Annotated in this window: 16 protein-coding genes; 4 read left to right on the top strand and 12 right to left on the bottom strand. The window is 70.5% G+C overall.

The features are described 5' to 3' along the window. Positions 1-40: 40 nt before the first annotated feature. The 3 genes from QH270_RS03435 to QH270_RS03425 all read right to left on the bottom strand — a co-directional run bounded on the left by QH270_RS03435 (position 41) and on the right by QH270_RS03425 (position 2,561). The gene (locus QH270_RS03435) at positions 41-1,198 is read right to left on the bottom strand and encodes a serine hydrolase domain-containing protein (RefSeq protein WP_280338848.1); all 1,158 of its coding nucleotides are present in this window, start codon (positions 1,196-1,198) and stop codon (positions 41-43) included. Positions 1,199-1,333: 135 nt separating this feature from the next. Further along, positions 1,334-1,699, bottom strand: a complete 366-nt coding sequence (locus tag QH270_RS03430; protein ID WP_280338847.1) for a DUF397 domain-containing protein — start codon at positions 1,697-1,699, stop codon at positions 1,334-1,336. Between the two features lie 10 nt (positions 1,700-1,709). After that, on the bottom strand, positions 1,710-2,561 hold the full coding sequence (locus tag QH270_RS03425; RefSeq protein ID WP_280338846.1) for a helix-turn-helix domain-containing protein: 852 nt from the start codon (positions 2,559-2,561) through the stop codon (positions 1,710-1,712). 127 nt (positions 2,562-2,688) lie between these two features. On the opposite strand from QH270_RS03425, the gene QH270_RS03420 reads away from it, so the two are divergent. Beyond that, positions 2,689-3,216: a hypothetical protein gene (locus tag QH270_RS03420; protein WP_280338845.1), complete on the top strand. Its 528-nt coding sequence runs from the start codon at positions 2,689-2,691 to the stop codon at positions 3,214-3,216. 1 nt (position 3,217) lies between these two features. Here the strand turns inward: QH270_RS03420 and QH270_RS03415 are convergent, their stop codons facing one another. Continuing rightward, positions 3,218-3,976, bottom strand: coding sequence for a pirin family protein (locus QH270_RS03415; RefSeq protein WP_280338844.1), 759 nt, complete (start codon positions 3,974-3,976; stop codon positions 3,218-3,220). A 166-nt stretch (positions 3,977-4,142) separates the two neighbouring features. Between QH270_RS03415 and QH270_RS03410 the strand changes: the two genes are divergently transcribed. Together QH270_RS03410 and QH270_RS03405 are read left to right on the top strand one after the other, a co-directional pair. Further along, positions 4,143-5,396, top strand: a complete 1,254-nt coding sequence (locus tag QH270_RS03410; protein ID WP_280338881.1) for an MFS transporter — start codon at positions 4,143-4,145, stop codon at positions 5,394-5,396. Between the two features lie 49 nt (positions 5,397-5,445). Next, positions 5,446-6,969: a DUF4185 domain-containing protein gene (locus QH270_RS03405; RefSeq protein ID WP_280338843.1), complete on the top strand. Its 1,524-nt coding sequence runs from the start codon at positions 5,446-5,448 to the stop codon at positions 6,967-6,969. Here QH270_RS03405 and QH270_RS03400 read toward each other — a convergent pair whose 3' ends face one another. The 7 genes from QH270_RS03400 to QH270_RS03370 all read right to left on the bottom strand — a co-directional run bounded on the left by QH270_RS03400 (position 6,970) and on the right by QH270_RS03370 (position 13,217). Continuing rightward, a complete protein-coding gene (locus tag QH270_RS03400) occupies positions 6,970-7,827 on the bottom strand; it encodes a biotin-dependent carboxyltransferase family protein (RefSeq protein WP_280338842.1) in 858 nt (285 codons plus the stop codon). Positions 7,828-7,881: 54 nt separating this feature from the next. After that, positions 7,882-8,568 (bottom strand): 5-oxoprolinase subunit B family protein, encoded by a 687-nt coding sequence (locus QH270_RS03395; protein WP_280338841.1) that lies wholly within the window; start codon positions 8,566-8,568, stop codon positions 7,882-7,884. Between the two features lie 14 nt (positions 8,569-8,582). Further along, positions 8,583-9,338, bottom strand: a complete 756-nt coding sequence (locus QH270_RS03390; protein ID WP_280338840.1) for a LamB/YcsF family protein — start codon at positions 9,336-9,338, stop codon at positions 8,583-8,585. A gap of 89 nt (positions 9,339-9,427) precedes the next feature. After that, complete coding sequence (locus tag QH270_RS03385; protein ID WP_280338839.1) at positions 9,428-10,627, bottom strand: sulfate/molybdate ABC transporter ATP-binding protein; 1,200 nt, start codon at positions 10,625-10,627, stop codon at positions 9,428-9,430. A gap of 304 nt (positions 10,628-10,931) precedes the next feature. Then, the gene (locus tag QH270_RS03380; RefSeq protein ID WP_280338880.1) at positions 10,932-11,765 is read right to left on the bottom strand and encodes an ABC transporter permease; all 834 of its coding nucleotides are present in this window, start codon (positions 11,763-11,765) and stop codon (positions 10,932-10,934) included. A 292-nt stretch (positions 11,766-12,057) separates the two neighbouring features. Next, entirely contained in the window at positions 12,058-12,801 is a 744-nt protein-coding gene (modA, locus tag QH270_RS03375; RefSeq protein WP_280338838.1) for a molybdate ABC transporter substrate-binding protein, read from the bottom strand. Then, on the bottom strand, positions 12,798-13,217 hold the full coding sequence (locus tag QH270_RS03370) for a TOBE domain-containing protein (RefSeq protein WP_432420286.1): 420 nt from the start codon (positions 13,215-13,217) through the stop codon (positions 12,798-12,800). The genes modA and QH270_RS03370 overlap by 4 nt, the downstream gene beginning before the upstream one ends. A 77-nt stretch (positions 13,218-13,294) precedes the next feature. On the opposite strand from QH270_RS03370, the gene QH270_RS03365 reads away from it, so the two are divergent. Beyond that, positions 13,295-14,149: a hypothetical protein gene (locus tag QH270_RS03365; RefSeq protein ID WP_280338837.1), complete on the top strand. Its 855-nt coding sequence runs from the start codon at positions 13,295-13,297 to the stop codon at positions 14,147-14,149. Here the strand turns inward: QH270_RS03365 and QH270_RS03360 are convergent, their stop codons facing one another. Further along, entirely contained in the window at positions 14,150-15,613 is a 1,464-nt protein-coding gene (locus tag QH270_RS03360) for a CCA tRNA nucleotidyltransferase (RefSeq protein WP_280338836.1), read from the bottom strand. Between the last annotated feature and the right edge of the window lie 345 nt (positions 15,614-15,958).

The following is a 15,958-nucleotide window of genomic DNA, read 5'->3' as shown; positions in this document are numbered from 1 at the left end:
GTATGCAGAATTCGCGGCATCCGGTGGGCCCGGTGAGCCGTCACGAACCGCCGGGGCACAACGCGTGGTCGATCAGGGCGGCCGCCGCCCGCTCCTGTTCGAGAATGTGTTCCGGGGTGTCGCCGAGCGCCTCGGACATCGACACCACGGCGCTGCGGGCGCCGTCCTCGGTGACGCCGTTGAGGGTGATGTACCCACCGTCCCCGCCCTCATGACTCCAGTAGGTTCCGCCGCAGCTCAGCGGGCGTTCGAGCAGGCCGAGCCCGTACCGGCCGCCCGGCCACATCGGCTCGATCTCCGCGCTCACCGGGACGCCCCGCTTCATCTCGGCCAGTTCCCCCGGCGCGAGCAGCCGGCCGCCGAGCAGCGCGCGGAAGAAGTCGTTCTGGTCCCGCGTGGTCGTCACCCAGGACAGCGCGTGGCCCACCGGGATTTGCTCGGTGACATCGATCTCGGCGCCGGGACCGAAGAACTCGTAGGCCCGCGCGTGGGGCGTCGGCAGCGTCGGCGAGGTGCCCGTCCAGCGGGTGTCGTCGAGGCCGAGCGGACCCACGATGCGTTCTTCGATCGCCCGGTGACCCGGTCCGCCGGTGACCCGTTCGATGATCATGTCGAGCAGGAGGTAGCCGGTGTTCGAATACGCCCACACCGCACCGGGAGCGGAGCCGGGCGCGTTCGCCAGGGTGCGCGCCACCAGTCGCTCCGCGCTGTGCTGGTCGTAGCGCTGCTGGAGGTATTCGTCCGGGGTGGTGTAGCCGGGCAGGTCGTCGCGGAGACCGCTCGTGTGCTGGAGCAGCTGGCGGATCGTGGTGGCGGTGCCGTCATGTCCGTTGCCGAGCACGGTTTCCGGCAGCCAGCGGTCCACCGGGTCGTCGATGGACAGCGCGCCTTCACCGGCCAGTTGCAGCACCACAGTGGCGACCATGGTCTTGACCGTGCTCGCCATTCGGAAGTAGCCGTCGGCGGCGACCGGGGCGCCGGTGCTCAGGTCGGCGGTGCCTGCCGTGGCGACCGTCTGGCCGCCGTTCGGCGCGACGACGCGGGCCTGAATCCCGCTCACCCCGAGGGCGTGGATGGCCGCGACGTCTTCGCGTAGCCGCTGCTCGACGGAAATCGGCTCCGGCCCAGCGCATCCGGCGACGACGAGCGCAGCCGACCCGAGAGCGGCCATACGCCACCGCCACGATGTCGAAGTCATCACCGAACACTAATTTCGGACCGGCCCCGGCACATCCGGCACAACCCTGGGATCGCCCCGGGAAATCACCCGGAAGCGATCCGCTCCCGGGTGTATCGGACCAGGTGGCGACCCGTGGGCAACCGGCTTTCGCTACTAGGCGCAGACGAATTCGTCGTCGCGGACGCCGGCGACGAAAGCCTCCCACTCGGCGGGGGTGAAGCGGAGCAGGACATCCTCGTGGCGGAGTGTGGCCGAGCCGTCGACGGAGACGTGGGCAACCAGTTCGGGGTGGCGGCGGGAGCTCAGCAGGCAGTGTAAGAACGCGGTCCACACCTCGGCGTCGACGGTGATGATCGGCTCCTCGGAACCGATGTTCATCGGATTGCGACGGAATTTGCTGTCACGTATCTGAACGATGTCGCCGTCGAATCGAACCTCGACACATTGATTGCCGTTGTTCGAACGCGACGAAGTGAACCAGCCGTGATCGGCCGGGCGGCGACGAGCGGTGGTGGACATACCTTGAATCCTACACTCTCGCATAGTCCCTGATCAGGGCAAGAGAATCGGCGCGGGACAGCGATCGGTCCCTGGCACGCACGTACGCGAAGCCCAGATCGCGGACCTGCTCGGCATCGTCGACCGGACCGCCGAACACCGCGCTCTCCGCCCACGCGAAGGTAGGTAGCTGATCGCTTGCGAAGTCGAGCAGATGGAAGCTGGAACCGCCGAGAACGGCACCCTCCGGCGCGCTGAACGGGATCACCCGCACGTCCACGGTGTCGAGCTCGCCCATCAGGTCGACGAGGTGGCGCAACTGCCCGCGCAGGACCTCCGGCCCGCCGGTCTGCTGCCGCAGCGTCGCCTCGCCGAGCACCGCGGTGAGTTCGAGCGGATCGGGCCCGCGCAGCCGCTGCTGCCTGCGCATCCTGATCGCGACCAGCTGGTCGACCTGCACCGGCCGGATCATCACATCGGCGCTGATCAGGGCACGCGCGTAGGCCTCGGTCTGGAGCAGTCCCGGGACGATGAGGCTGTCGTAGCTGCGGATGCTCTGGGCGCCTGCCTCCATGCCGTACAGGCGTTGCAGTTCCGGGCCGATCAGCGTGGCCGAGGTGGACCACCAACCGCGCTGCTTGCTCGCCTCCAGCAGCGCGAGCAGTTCCGCGCGCTCCTCGGCGTTCACGTCGAGCACGTCGAGCACCGGTTCGATGGTGGTGCGCGTGAGCACCCGCCGCCCCTTCTCCACGTGCGACCAGTTGGCGGGGGTGAAGCCCACCCGACGGGCGAAACCGGCCGAGTCGAAGCCACGCTGCTCGCGAAGTTCACGCAGTCGTAGTACGAGTTCCCAGCGCGCCGCGGTCGGCGAAAGGGGGGCCATGGGCGAATATGGTACGCCGTCGACACACCCGCTACTGACTATTGTCACTGCGGTTGTGCGGCATTAGGCTGTAGATCTAGCGAACACACAGCTACATCGAGTCAGCGTCGACAGAGACGAGGTCGTGATGAGCACGTCGCGCACGGAAGAAGACAAGGGCGGGTATACCGCGGCCGAGGAATACTCGGCCACCCAGGATGCGCTCTCGCGCTGTCGTCACTACCGCAAGCACAACGGGCTCTACGGCATCGTCGACGCCTCGATGGGCAGGATCATGCTCGAGATCGGCGCGGTCGGCGCCGTGGTGATGCCCTCGACCCTCGGCGAGCGGGTGCGCGGCCTGCTGACCGGACGCGGCCTGCGCTGCGGCCCGATCATCGCCCACCCCCGCTCCGGACGCTGGACGTTCCTGACCGGCCCCACCGACAACTCCTACCTCGACACCGTGCTGTTCGCCGACCTGTTCCGCGTCTGCGCCTCGGTGGCCCTGCCGGGCAGCGAGATCGTGCTGCCCTCACCGGCCGACGAACGCACCGGCTACCGCACCTGGATGCAGGAACCCGAGGGCGACTACCGGCCCGACTTCGCCCAGATCGTCGCCGCGACCCGCACCAACGCGCGCACGGCGCTGCTCCAACGCGACGGCTCGGCCTGACTCACGCGCCGCCGAGGCGCGCGTGCATCTCCCAGACCAGCACCTCGGCATCGCCGTGTGGGCGCAGCAGCTGCCCACCGGAGCGGGTCAGGCGGACCGCGTCGCCCTGCGACAGCGTGCCGAGACCTTCCATGTCGATCTCCCCGCGCGCCACGAAGACATGCAGGTAGGGGGCATCGGGCAGGGTGACGCCGGGGCTGTCGGCCGGCATCCGGGCCACGTGCATGGCCGCGTGCGAGGAGTTGATGGCGATGGCGGTGCGATCGCGATAGCGGGGTAGGCCGGAGGCGACCGTCACCAGGTCACCGCGCGCCAGCTCGTCGTCGATCTCGAGCTGCTGATAGCCGGGATCGACGCCGGGCTCGTCGGGCACCACCCACATCTGGACGAAATGCACCGGCTCGTCGTGCTCGGGCAGCTTGCCGTCCAGTCGCCACGAATCGTTCTTCTCCGAGTGCAGGATGCCGGTGCCGGCGCTCATCCGCTGCGCCAGGCCCGGATAGATGACGCCGCTGTGGCCGAGCGAATCCTGGTGCACCAGACTGCCGCCGAGCACCCAGGTGACGATCTCCATGTCCCGGTGCGGATGGGTGTCGAAGCCCTCTCCCGGCAGCACCACGTCCTCGTTGTTCACCAGCAGCAGGCCGTGATGGGTGTTGTCGGGGTCGTAATGCTCTCCGAAGGAGAACGAATGTTTGGAATCGAGCCACGAGATCCGGGTCTTCATCCGGTCACCGCCGCGATGGAGTTCGATGGTCATGACGTTCCTCCTGCTCGCACCCGTACCGCCGCCCCAATTCTGGCACCACTATTCTCGCGTGGTGTCGACTCATCGCCCAGACGGCTCCACACCGGCGGATGAGTCACCGGTCTCGCTGCGTCATCTGATCCGCGAGAGCCGGGGCGTGGCGCGCCGCAATCCCCAGATGCCCCGGCTCGCGCTGCTGCGGCTGGCCGCCCAGTTCGGCGACGGGATGTTCCAGGCCGCGCTGTCGGGCGCCATCCTGTTCAATCCCGAACGCGAGACCGATCCACTCGCCATCGCGGCCGGATTCGCGGTGCTGCTGCTGCCGTATTCGGTCCTCGGGCCCTACGCGGGCGCGCTGCTCGACCGCTGGGACCGGCGCAATGTCCTGCTCACCGCCAGCGCGGCCCGTGCCGTGCTGATCGGGCTGGCCGCGATCGGGCTGTTCTTCGGCATCACCGAGACGCCGCTGCTGATCCTGGCACTGGCCACCGTCGGCATCAGCCGGTTCGTGCTCGCGGGCGTGTCGGCGGCGTTGCCACGGGTGCTCGAACAGCGGTGGCTGGTCCCGATGAACTCGGTCCTGGCGACGGTGGCGTCGGTCTGTGCCGGAGTCGGCGCCACCGCGTCGGTCGCCGTGATCGCGCTGCTCGGCGCCGGAGACGCGGCCTCGGCGGTGGCCGTGGCGCTCAGCGGCATCGGATCGATCGTCGGCGCGCTGCTCGCCCTCGGCTTCCGGCCCGGCGTGCTCGGGCCCGAGAGTGGTTCGGCGACTTCGGAGAGCACGGTGCACGCCATCGCGACCGGCCTGCGCACCGGTGCCGTCGCGGTGTGGCGGTCGGCGCAGGTGACGACGGCGATGATCGGCATCGGCGCGCACCGCGTCGTGTTCGGGATGAACACGCTGATCATGGTGCTGGTGCTGCGCCAGCCCAGCGTCGACATGAGCGGTGGCCTGGTGGGATTCGGCGTCGCGATCGGGTTCGCGGCGGCGGGCATGCTGCTGGCCGCGATCCTGGCGCCGGTGCTGATCCCGCGCCTGGGCAGGCCGCGCACGGTGCTGCTCGGGCTGGTCACCGCGGTCCTCGTCCAGCTGACGCTGGTGACCCCGATCGCGCTGGCCACCGGCGCGGCCGTGGACAACGCGCACCGGCTGCTGCTGGCCGGCGCGTTCGGGCTCGGCCTCGCCGGCCAGACGATCAAGCTCACCGGTGACGCGAGCATGCAGATCGACATCGACGACGATCAGCGCGGACAGGTGTTCGCCCTGCAGGACACCGTGTTCAACATGACCTTCGTGCTGGCCATCGCGGTCGCCGCGCTGGTGGTGCCTGCCGACGGCCGCTCGATCGGCGTGGTGCTCGCCGGCGCGGGCGTCTACGCGCTCGGCATCGTCGCCATCGCGCTCAACGCCCGCCGGGCCAGGGCCGCCTGACTGGTCGAATGCACTGTGACGGCGCCCGTTTCCGGTAAGTTCTCACAGCATGCGCCCCACGCTGGTACCGCACTCGACGGCACTCGGTGCGTTCCTCGCGGTGCTGCTCGCCGTGCCGGCGCAGGCGACCCCGTTCCCGTGGGCGCCGCCGCCCGTGAACATCTGTGGCGAAACGGGTTTCGACCCGCTCGCGCGTGAACCCGATCCGGCCGCGCCGGACCCGCCGCCGGTCCCGGCGCTGCCACCGACCATCGACATCCCGATCCCGGTGCCGCAGCTGACCCCGGTGCCGCTGCCCGATCCGCCGCACGACAACACGCGTGTCGCGCAGCTGCCGCTGCCGTCGGACCCGTGCCGCAACCCCTGCCCCGACGTGCGGGACACGCCGGAACCGGAACCGGAAACCGCGGAAACCGATGGCACGTCGACCGGTTCGGCGATCGCGTTGCCGCGGATCCAGATCCGGCCCGAATTCGAACCCATCCCGATCCCGGTGCCCGGCGGCGAGGGCGAACCGCCGCAGGAGGCGCCCGAACCCGTGGTGCGACCCGTCGAACCGGGACCGCTGCGGCCCGCGGTGGCGCGGCCGGTGGTGGAGTCGGTGCGCCTCGTGGAGCAGGTCACCGGGCACGGGTCGAGCAACCGGACCGACATGCGCTGGCAGGTCGACGGCACCGACCTCGGCCTGTTCTGGGAGACCGAACCGGGCAAGGTCGCCATGGTCTTCGGCGACACCTTCGGCGAGGGCTGGGTCTACGGCGGCGCGGGCGCCGACACGGCCGACTGGCGCTCCAACGTGCTCGCGTACAGCACCGACAAGACGCTCGACGACGGCATCGTCATCGACTCGATGGTGCAGAACAGTCCGTGTCACGCCGCCGAACTGCTCGGCAGCCGCAAGATCAGGAACTGGGAGACCACCACCATCCCCACCTCGGGATTCGCCCTGGGGCGCAGGCAGTTCCTGAGCTACATGTCGGTGAACCACTGGTCGAAGGTGCCCGGCATGTGGCTGACGAACTACGGCGGCCTCGCCTACTCCGACGACGGCGGCCAGACCTGGACCAAGGATCAGCACGCCCGCTGGGAGAACATGTTCGGTGTCGGCCGATTCCAGGTGGCGGCGATGGTGCCGCACGGCGACTACGTGTACATGTTCGGCACGCCCAACGGGCGGATCGGCGTGATCGGCCTGGCCAGAGTGCGCAAGGACGACGTGCTCAACAAGACGGCCTACCAGTACTGGGTAGACGGCAACTGGGCGCCCGCCGCGGAGAATTCGGCGACGCCGCTCGTCCTCGGCATGGCCAGCGAGCTGTCGGTGCGCTTCGACGCCGAGAGCGGGCGGTGGCAGATGGTCTACCTCGATTCGGCCGCAGGCCAGATCGTGCTGCGCACCGCCGCGGAACCGCAGGGCCGCTGGACCGACGCGGCGCCCCTGGTCTCCACCACCGACTATCCGCGGGCCTACGGCGGGTTCATCCACCCTTGGTCGACCGCGCGCGACCTGTACTTCACCATGTCGGCGTGGGACAGCTACAACGTGTATCTGATGCACGCGCGGCTGCGCTGATCACTCCACCGACACGAACCGCAGCCGCTCGCCCGGCCTGGCCTGCGCCACCCGGTCGACATCCGCGTCGACGACGACGGCGATCACCGGATAACCGCCGGTGATCGGGTGATCGGCGAGGAAGACCACCGGCTGACCGCTCGGCGGCACCTGGACCGACCCGAGCGCGACGCCCTCCGCGGGCAATTCCCGGGTGATCGACCGGACCAGCGGGGCGCCCTCGGCCCGATCGAGGCGGGCGCCGATCCGGTCGGTGTCGGGGGAGACCGACCAGGAACCACGGAACAGCTCGTCGGGGTCGGCGAACCACTCCGCGCGCGGGCCCGGCACCGCCCGCACCGTCAGCAGCTCCGGCGGCACCGGCACCGGCGCGAATTCCACGGTCGGCAGGGTGCGTGGGGAGGGTCCGACGGGGAGTTGGGTGCCCACCCGCAGGGGATCGGGGCCGATGCCGGACATGGTGTCGCGGCTGCGCGAACCGAGCACCATCGGCACGTCGATGCCGCCGCGCACCGCCACATAGCTGCGCAGGCCGGAGGTGGCGTAGCCGAGGCGAAGCACCTGGCCCTCGGCCAGTTCGAGCACGCTGGCATGGCCGACCGGGGTGCCGTCGACGGTGGCGGGAGTGACGGCACCGGTGACGGCGACCGTGAGATGACCATCGGCGCGCAGGGCGAGTCCACCGAGCAGCACCTCGATCGCGGCCAGCTCCTCCGGGTTGCCGACCAGGCGATTGGCCAGGCGCAGCGAAGCGCGGTCGGCCGCGCCCGCCTGACCGACGCCGGAATCGAACCAGCCCGGCCTGCCCAGGTCCTGGACCGTCGCGAGCGGCCCCACCCGCTCGATGAAGATCAGCATGCGATCACTCCCCGATTCGCTGTCGAGGCGGCGCACCGTTGAGCAGCCCTGGTGTTATTCAGCTGTCGCCGTGTCGACGAACCGTACCGCCGTACCCGCCCGCACCAGCGCGGGTGGATCGCGGTCGACCGCCCACATCCGCAGATCCGTGCTGCCGATCAGCTGCCAGCCGCCCGGCGTGCCCCGCGGATACACCGCCGAATAGCCGCCGGCCAGCGCGACGGCGCCCGGCGGGATGGCGGTGCGTGCCTGCGCGCGGCGCGGCACGGTGAGCCTGCCGTCCGGCGAGGTCAGGTAGCCGAAACCGGGCGCGAAGCCGACGAAGGCGCACCGCCAGAGGGTGCCCGTGTGCTGGGCGATGACCTCCGCGGTCGACAGCTCGAGCATGCGGGCGACGCCGGGCAGGTCGGCGCCGTCGTAGCTGACCGGGATCTCCACCACGTCGTCGGGCGACTCGTCCGCGGGCACTGTTCCACGGGAAACATCCGGCGAAACCGCCTGTGGCTGTTCCTGATCCAGCCGGTCGAGCAGGGCGACCAGTTCGCGCCGGACCTGGATCCCGTAGCTCACCGAATGCATGGTGACCAGCACGGTTTCGGCGGCAGGCAGCACATCCTGCACGCCCGCGATGGCGTGCACGCGCAACGCGGAGGCCAGCCGCTGCACCGGGCGTGGGTCGTCGAGGGTGATGAGCACGGCACGGTCACCCGCGGGACGGATTCGCGTGTTCCAGTCGGTCATCTGGCCTCCCACCCTCAGCCGAACGGCTCCACCGGTATCCCCGCCTCGTCGAGCGCCCGCCGGATGCGACGGGCCATCTCCACGGCGGCGGGGGAATCGCCGTGGACGCACACGCTGGCCACGGACACGGCGACCGTACCGGGACCGTCTACGGTACGCGCGGCCCCCGACACCGCAAGGGCTACCGCCTGCGCCACGGCGTCGTCGGGCGCCAGCACCGCACCGGCTACTCCGCGCGGGGCCAAGGTGCCGGTGGCGGTGTAGGCGCGGTCGGCGAAACCCTCGCCGACGAAGCGCGCGCCAACGCGGGCCGCGGCCTTTTCCAGCTCGGTGCCGGCCGGGCCGAGCAGGGCCAGCCCCGGTTCGGCCTCGGCCACGGCGGCCAGTACCGCGTCGGCGAGCAGGCGATCGCGGGCCGCCGCGTGATAGAGCGCGCCATGGGGCTTCACGTAGCGGACGCGGTCGCCCGCCGCCCGCGCGAAGGCCGCGAGCGCGCCGATCTGGTACAGCACCTCGTCGCGCAGGTCGGCCGGGGCGATCGCGATATCGCGGCGGCCGAAGCCGACCAGATCCCGATAGCCCACATGCGCGCCGATCCGCACACCCTTGGCGACGGCGAGCTCGCAGGTCCTGCGCATGATGGACGGGTCACCGGCGTGGAAACCGCAGGCGATGTTGGCGCTGGTGACGATGTCGAGCATCGCGGCGTCGTCGCCCATCCGCCACGGGCCGAAGCCCTCGCCCAGATCACTGTTCAGGTCCAGCGGCATCCGATGCCCTCCGTCGCTCCCAGGTGGATGTGCCCCGGTGATTCGAGCATGAACGATTCCGTTCGTGTCGTCATCACCGGGGCAGCGTTTCAACAGGCGTATACCCGCACCTCGGTGGCTTTGACCACGAAATACACCGTGGCGCCCGGCGTGAGGCCCAGGTGCGCGACCGCGGCCGGGGTGAGGTCGGCGTCGAGCGATCCGGCCGGGCCGAGTGCGCCGCGGATCCGGACGATACCGCCGTGATCGGAGATGTCGGCGATCTCGACGGCGAAGACATTGCGGGGGCTGCCATCGGGTCGGGAGGTGAACACGGCCACCGACGCGGGGGAGAAGACCGCGGCCGCGCTGTCGCCGGGACAGAAGTCACCGACCGAGCAGCCGTCGACGCGGAGTCCGGCGGCCTCGACCGTGCCGAACGCGGACGCCGCGCGCCGGGCGGGCAGGCCGGTGGCGCCTTCCGCTGGCTCGACATCGGCGGGTTGATACTCGATCGCGGTGCCGCGCAGGAGGTTCAGGCCCGCCACGCGTGCCGCGAACGGGCTGCGTGGATGGGACATCACGTCGGCGACCGGGCCCGCGTCGACGATGCGGCCCGCCTCGAGGATGACGAGGCGGTCGGCGAGAGTGATGGCGTCGATGATGTCGTGGGTGACCAGGACCGCGCAGCGGGGGTGGGCGCGGCCGGGCTCGTCGCGCAGGACACGGCGCAGGAGGGAGCGCATGGCGGGGGCGACGTCGACGTCGAGGGCCGACATGGGTTCGTCGAGCAGCAGCAGGTCGGGGTCGACGGCGAGGGCGCGGGCCAGCGCGACGCGCTGCGCTTGCCCGCCCGACAGCTCGCCGGGGTGTCGACCGGCGAGGTCGACGGCGTCCACCGCGGCGAGCCATTCGTCGGCGATCGACTGTGCCGCAGGCTTTCTCGCGCCGCGACTGCGCGGTCCGAAGGCGACGTTGTCGCGCACGCTGAGATGCGGAAACAGCAGCGGATCCTGCGCCAGCAGCGAGATCCCCCGCCGATGCGCCGGTACCGCGACACCGTTCGCCGCGTCGCTGAGCGTGCGCTGCCCGAGCCGCACCCATCCTTCGTCGGGCGCGACCAGCCCCGCGATCACCTGCAACAGGCTGGACTTCCCCGCCCCGTTCGGACCGAGCACCGCGAGCACTTCCCCCGGACCCACCTCGATCCCCACATCGAGTCCACGCCCGCCGATCCGCACGGACACCGACAACCCGCCGCGCGTGCCATCGCCGCTCGCGGCGCCGCCCGCCGACCCGCCCCTGATCATCGCGGCACCAGCCGTACCGCCCCGGGGGCCGACGTCTTCCCGCGGTGGCTGCGGGTCACCCCGACCGGGTTCGACACGAAAGGCGACGCTCCGTCATTCCCCGTGCCGTCGGGGACGCCGCCAGCACGCGCCGCGCCGTCCCCCGTCGCAGTACTGCGCACCCCGTCGACCGGAGCCGGTCGATGGCGAGGAACACGGTCGCGCAGCACGCGAGTAGCAAAGTCCCGCCCGGTGCCGTCCAGCGCTGTACCGCCCTGACGCACACCGTCGCGAAGTGCGCCTTCGAGTGACGAGTTGCCCTGAGTCATCGCACCGTATCCGGCTCTGCTCGTCGGGGCGTCGGGCTGCGCAGTTGGGTGCCGGGGATCGGGCTGGTCCGCCGGTAGGCCAGCAGGACGATGACGATCGCGATGACGATCAGGACGACCGAGAGCGCGATGGCCGCGTCCGCGTCGGCTTCACGCTGGAGGTAGATCTCGAGGGGGAGGGTGCGGGTGCGGCCCTGGAGGCTGCCCGCGAAGGTCAGGGTGGCGCCGAATTCGCCGAGGGCGCGGGCGAAGGCGAGCACGGCGCCGGAGATCAGCGCTGGTCGCAGCAGTGGCAACGTGATCCGCCACCAAACGGTGCTCGGCCCGGCACCGAGGGTCGCGGCGATCTGCTCGTAGCGACTCCCCGCCGTCCGCAGCGCGCCCTCGAGTGTGAGCACCAGAAACGGCAGGGCGACAAAGGTTTGCGCCAGCACGACAGCGGTGGTGCTGAACGCGATCCGGATCCCCGCCGCCTCCAGATGCTCGCCGAGCAACCCCTGCCGACCGAAGGTGTACAGCAGCGCGATACCACCGACGACCGGCGGCAAGACCAAGGGCAACAACACCAGTGCGCGCAGCACCGGCATCCCACGCCACCGCGCCCGCGCCAGCACCGCCGCCATCGGCACGCCGAAAACCAGGCACAGCGCGGTACTCGCGGTCGCGGTCCGCAGACTCAGCCACAGCGCGTCTCTGGACTCCGCGGTGCTGATCAACTCGGCGAACCGCCCCCACTCCACCCCGGCCGCCAGCGCCACCAGCGGCACCACCACCAGCGCGAACCCAACGACCGCAGGCGCGAGCACCCACCGCGGCACCCCGCCGGTCATCCGCGACCGCCCCACCCGCGCACAGTGACAGGATGGGCCACGCCCCACAGCCACAGCGGCCGCGCGACACCAACCACCCCACCCGTCAGCGGCACCGCCGCCGGCTCACGCACCCACCGCCGGACCCCGCCGGTCATCCGCGACCACCCCGCTCGCGCGGCGACGGAATGAGCCGCGCCCCAGAGCATCTCGACTCTCCGCTGGGGCGCCAAGCCAGGCGCTCGGCGCCTGCCCGACACCGCGTCCCTGATCAGCGGGTTGCGCGCAGGCACGGTCGAGGTGGCCGGCCGGCTCATGGCGCGCCGAACCCCGCCGCTGTCAATGCGGCTCGGCCGGTGGGGCCGGTGACGAACTCGGTGAATTTCGCCGCCGCAGGCTGCTTCGAATCCGCCACGACCGCAATCGGATACGTGTTGACGGCAGCCGAGGCCTGGGGAATCGCGACCGTGCTCACCTTCGATCCGGCGGCCGTCGCGTCGGTGACGTAGACCAGGCCCGCGTCGGCTTGGCCCGAGGTGACCTTGGTGAGCACGTCGGTGACAGAGGATTCCTCGCTCACCGGACGCAATTCGGTGCCCGCCGCCTGGGCGACCTGCTGGGTGGCCCGGCCGCACGGCACCTGCGGTGCGCAGACCACGACGGTGGCGTCGGCGAGGTCGTCGATTCCGGTGATGCCCTTGGGGTTTCCCGGCGCGGTGACCAGCGTGAGGACGTTCGTGGCGAACGTCGTCGGCGTCGCGGTGATCCGGCCGCCCCGCACGACCTTGTCCATGGTCGGCTGGTCGGCGGACGCGAACACGTCGGCGGGTGCCCCGGCGAGCAGCTGGGCGGCCAGGTCGGAGGAACCCGCGAACGAGAATCGCACGTCGACACCGGGATTCGCGCCCTCGAACTCCTGCTCCAATCCGGTGAACACGCTCTTCAACGAGGCGGCGGCGAAGACGGTGAGCGTGCCGTCCGACGCGGAATCACCACTGCCGCACGCACTCACCGTCACCAGCAGCAGCGCCGCACCGAGCGCGACCCGGCCGATCATCCGGCGGCCTTCTCGACCACGACCGTCGTCGCCTTCACACTCGCCAGCGCCACGCTGCCGGGCTCGAGCCCCAGCTCGCGCACCGCTTCGCTGCTCATGAGCGAGACCACCGTGAACGGACCGCATTGCATCTCCACCTGTGCCATCACCGTGTCGGCCACCACGCGGGTGACCAGTCCGGGAAACCGATTACGCGCCGAACTGGCACTGCCGACCGAGGTGTGCGGCGGCCGGGCCTGCTCGACCGCCATCGCCGCGAGCTCGCGGCCCTCGATCACCAGCCGGCCGGCGGAGTCCTTGGTCGCGGCCAGGGTGCCCGCGTCGATCCACCGCCGCACGGTGTCGTCGCTCACGCCGAGCAGATCGGCCGCTTCCTTGATGCGCAGTGTCGCCACCGCTTCAGGATAGTTCCGCATATTCGGACAGAACAAGAGAATTTCCCCGCATATTCGGAACTCTCCGGCCGTGATGCGCGGCCAACACGCCGCGGAGCATGGCCGCCGGACCCGTGGCCAAGTACGCTCGGACCATCATGGCCACGTATTTCGATCCGAAGTCCTGGTCACTGTCGGGCGCTGTCGATCTGGGCAAGCGCCTGCTCGACCCGTCATGGATCGACCAGTGGCTCGGCTTCACCACGTCCTGGGCCGATCCCGTCGCCGATCTGGGCTCGGGCACCGTCACCGCGCTCATGCCCGACGTGCTGATGACCGTCCTCAGCGAAGGCATCCTCAGCCGGTTCGGCGGCCAGCGGGTCGACGCCACGCTGCTCGGCCACGAGCTCACCGCCACCCTCGACGTCTTCAAGGTGCGCCGCCGCGGCGCCCATTTCCAGAGCAAGACCGTGCTCTCGGACCTGGTCTGGGACTCGCATCCGTTCGACAACGTCACCGTGATCGCCCACGGCGTGCGGCTCATCCCGGGCGTGCCGACCAAGATCCGCGCCCAGCAGCTCGATGTCGAGGGCGTCATCGGGATCGACGCGCTGGTCGCGTGGGTGGACGAGCAGAATCTCGACTGGCGGGTGAGCCTCGACGAGCGGGGCCGCATCGTCGCGTCCCATCGGACGCGCAAGATGCGCGCCATCGTCGACGCGCAGGTCTACGACAACCTGCTCACCATCGACATCCGCAAGGCCAGCTGGCTCGGCATCCGGCTACCCCGCCGCGCGGTCCAGGCGCCCGCGCTGCTGCTGGACGACCTGCCGAACCGGGCGAGCATCACCTACGCGCACCGGCGCGGCGACAAGGTCCGCTTCCGGATCGAACTGCCCGAGACGACGGGCTCGTTCGACCTGGCCCAGATCAGATCGGCGATCGTCGCGGGGACCACGCTGATCGTCTTCTGATCAGGACTGCCCGGCCCACCATTCGAGCAGGGCGGCTTCGGCTTCCTCGCGCGTCATCGGGCCGCGGTCGAGGCGCAGGTCCTTGAGGTATTTCCACGCCTTGCCGACCTGCGGGCCCGGCGGCAGACCGAGCAGTTCCATGATCGCGTTGCCGTCCAGGTCCGGCCGCACCCGCGCGAGGTCCTCCTGCTCGCGCAGCTTGGCGATGCGCTCCTCGAGCTCGTCGTAGGTGGCGCGCAACGCGGCCGCCCTGCGCTTGTTGCGGGTGGTGCAGTCGGCGCGGACCAGCTTGTGCAGGCGATCGAGCAGGTCGTCGGCATCGGTGACGTAGCGGCGTACCGCCGAGTCGGTCCACTGCCCCTTGCCGTACCCGTGGAAGCGCAGGTGCAGGAACACCAGGCGCGCCACGTCCTCGGTGAACGCCTTCGGGTACTTCAGCGCGCGCATGCGCTTGCGCACCATCTTCGCGCCGACCACCTCGTGGTGGTGGAAGCTCACGCCGCCGCCGGGCTCGTTGCGTTTGGTGTCGGGCTTGCCGATGTCGTGCAGCAGCGCCGCCCAGCGCAGCACCAGGTCGGGGTCGCCGTCCTCCTGGTCGATCGCCTGTGACAGCACGGTCAGCGAATGCTGGTAGACGTCCTTGTGCTGGTGGTGCTCGTCGATCTCGAGCTTCATCGCGGGCACCTCGGGGAGGACCCGCTGTGCCAGGCCGGTGTCGCACATGAGGTTGATGCCGTCGATCGGATGGTCGGCGCCGATCAGCTTGTCGAGCTCGGTGCGCACCCGTTCGGCGGTGATCCGGTCGATCTGCTCGGCCATCTCCACGATCGCGGCACGCACCCGGGGCGCGACGTCGAAGCCGAGCTGGGCGACGAAGCGGGCGGCGCGCAGCATGCGCAGCGGGTCGTCGTCGAACGAATCCTGGGGCGCGGCAGGCGTATCGAGCACGCCGGCGAGCAGCGCGTCGAGCCCGTTGAGCGGGTCCACGAATTCCTGCGACCCGTCGGCGGCGATCTTGACCGCCATCGCGTTCACGGTGAAATCGCGGCGGACCAGGTCGCCGTCGAGGGTGTCGCCGAAGGTCACCTCCGGGTTGCGCGACACGCGGTCATAGGTGTCGGCCCGGAAGGTGGTGATCTCGAGCTGCTGACCGTCCTTGGCGGCGCTGACGGTGCCGAAGGCGAGCCCCCCGGTATCCCACAGCTGATCGGCCCATCCCCGCATCAGCTCCTGCACCACCTCGGGCCTGGCGTCGGTGGTGAAGTCCAGATCGTTGCCGAGCCGGCCCAGAATCGCGTCGCGAACACTGCCGCCCACCAGATAGAGGGAATGGCCACGCTCGGCGAACATCTTCCCCAGCGGCGTCAGCACATCCGAGAGCTGCCCCAACGTCACCGCCGCACCGGCCAGCAGTCGAGCACGACGATCCGCGACAGCATCAGGGGCGACGTCAGGAGAAACCACGCACAGCAGCTTACTGACCACGTCGAATCAGTAATCCGCCCTCCCGGCCACTTGCGGAGAAGCGAGGCAGCCGCGACCACCACACGCTCAGCCCCGCCCCACACAGAACACCCAATCCGCCATGACCGCACTCCCAGCCCCGCACGACCCGACCTCGAGGAGGGTCCGCCGACGCAGTCGGCGGGGGGGGGGGCGGGCGGGGCGGCGCGCCGCGCCCGCGCCGGCCTCGGCCTGGGTGGCGGTCCAGCAGATGTTGGTTGTGTCGCGGGAGGCCGAACTGCTGTTTCCGCTTGCGCTCACCGCCTATTCCTATCTCGTGGGGTTTTTCGCCCGCGGGACCAGGGG

The sequence above is a fragment of the Nocardia neocaledoniensis genome (assembly GCF_029868625.1).
Lineage (GTDB): Bacteria > Actinomycetota > Actinomycetes > Mycobacteriales > Mycobacteriaceae > Nocardia > Nocardia neocaledoniensis_A.
The sequence above is the reverse complement of the archived record's forward strand: the minus strand, read 5'-3'. Positions and strand labels throughout refer to the sequence as shown.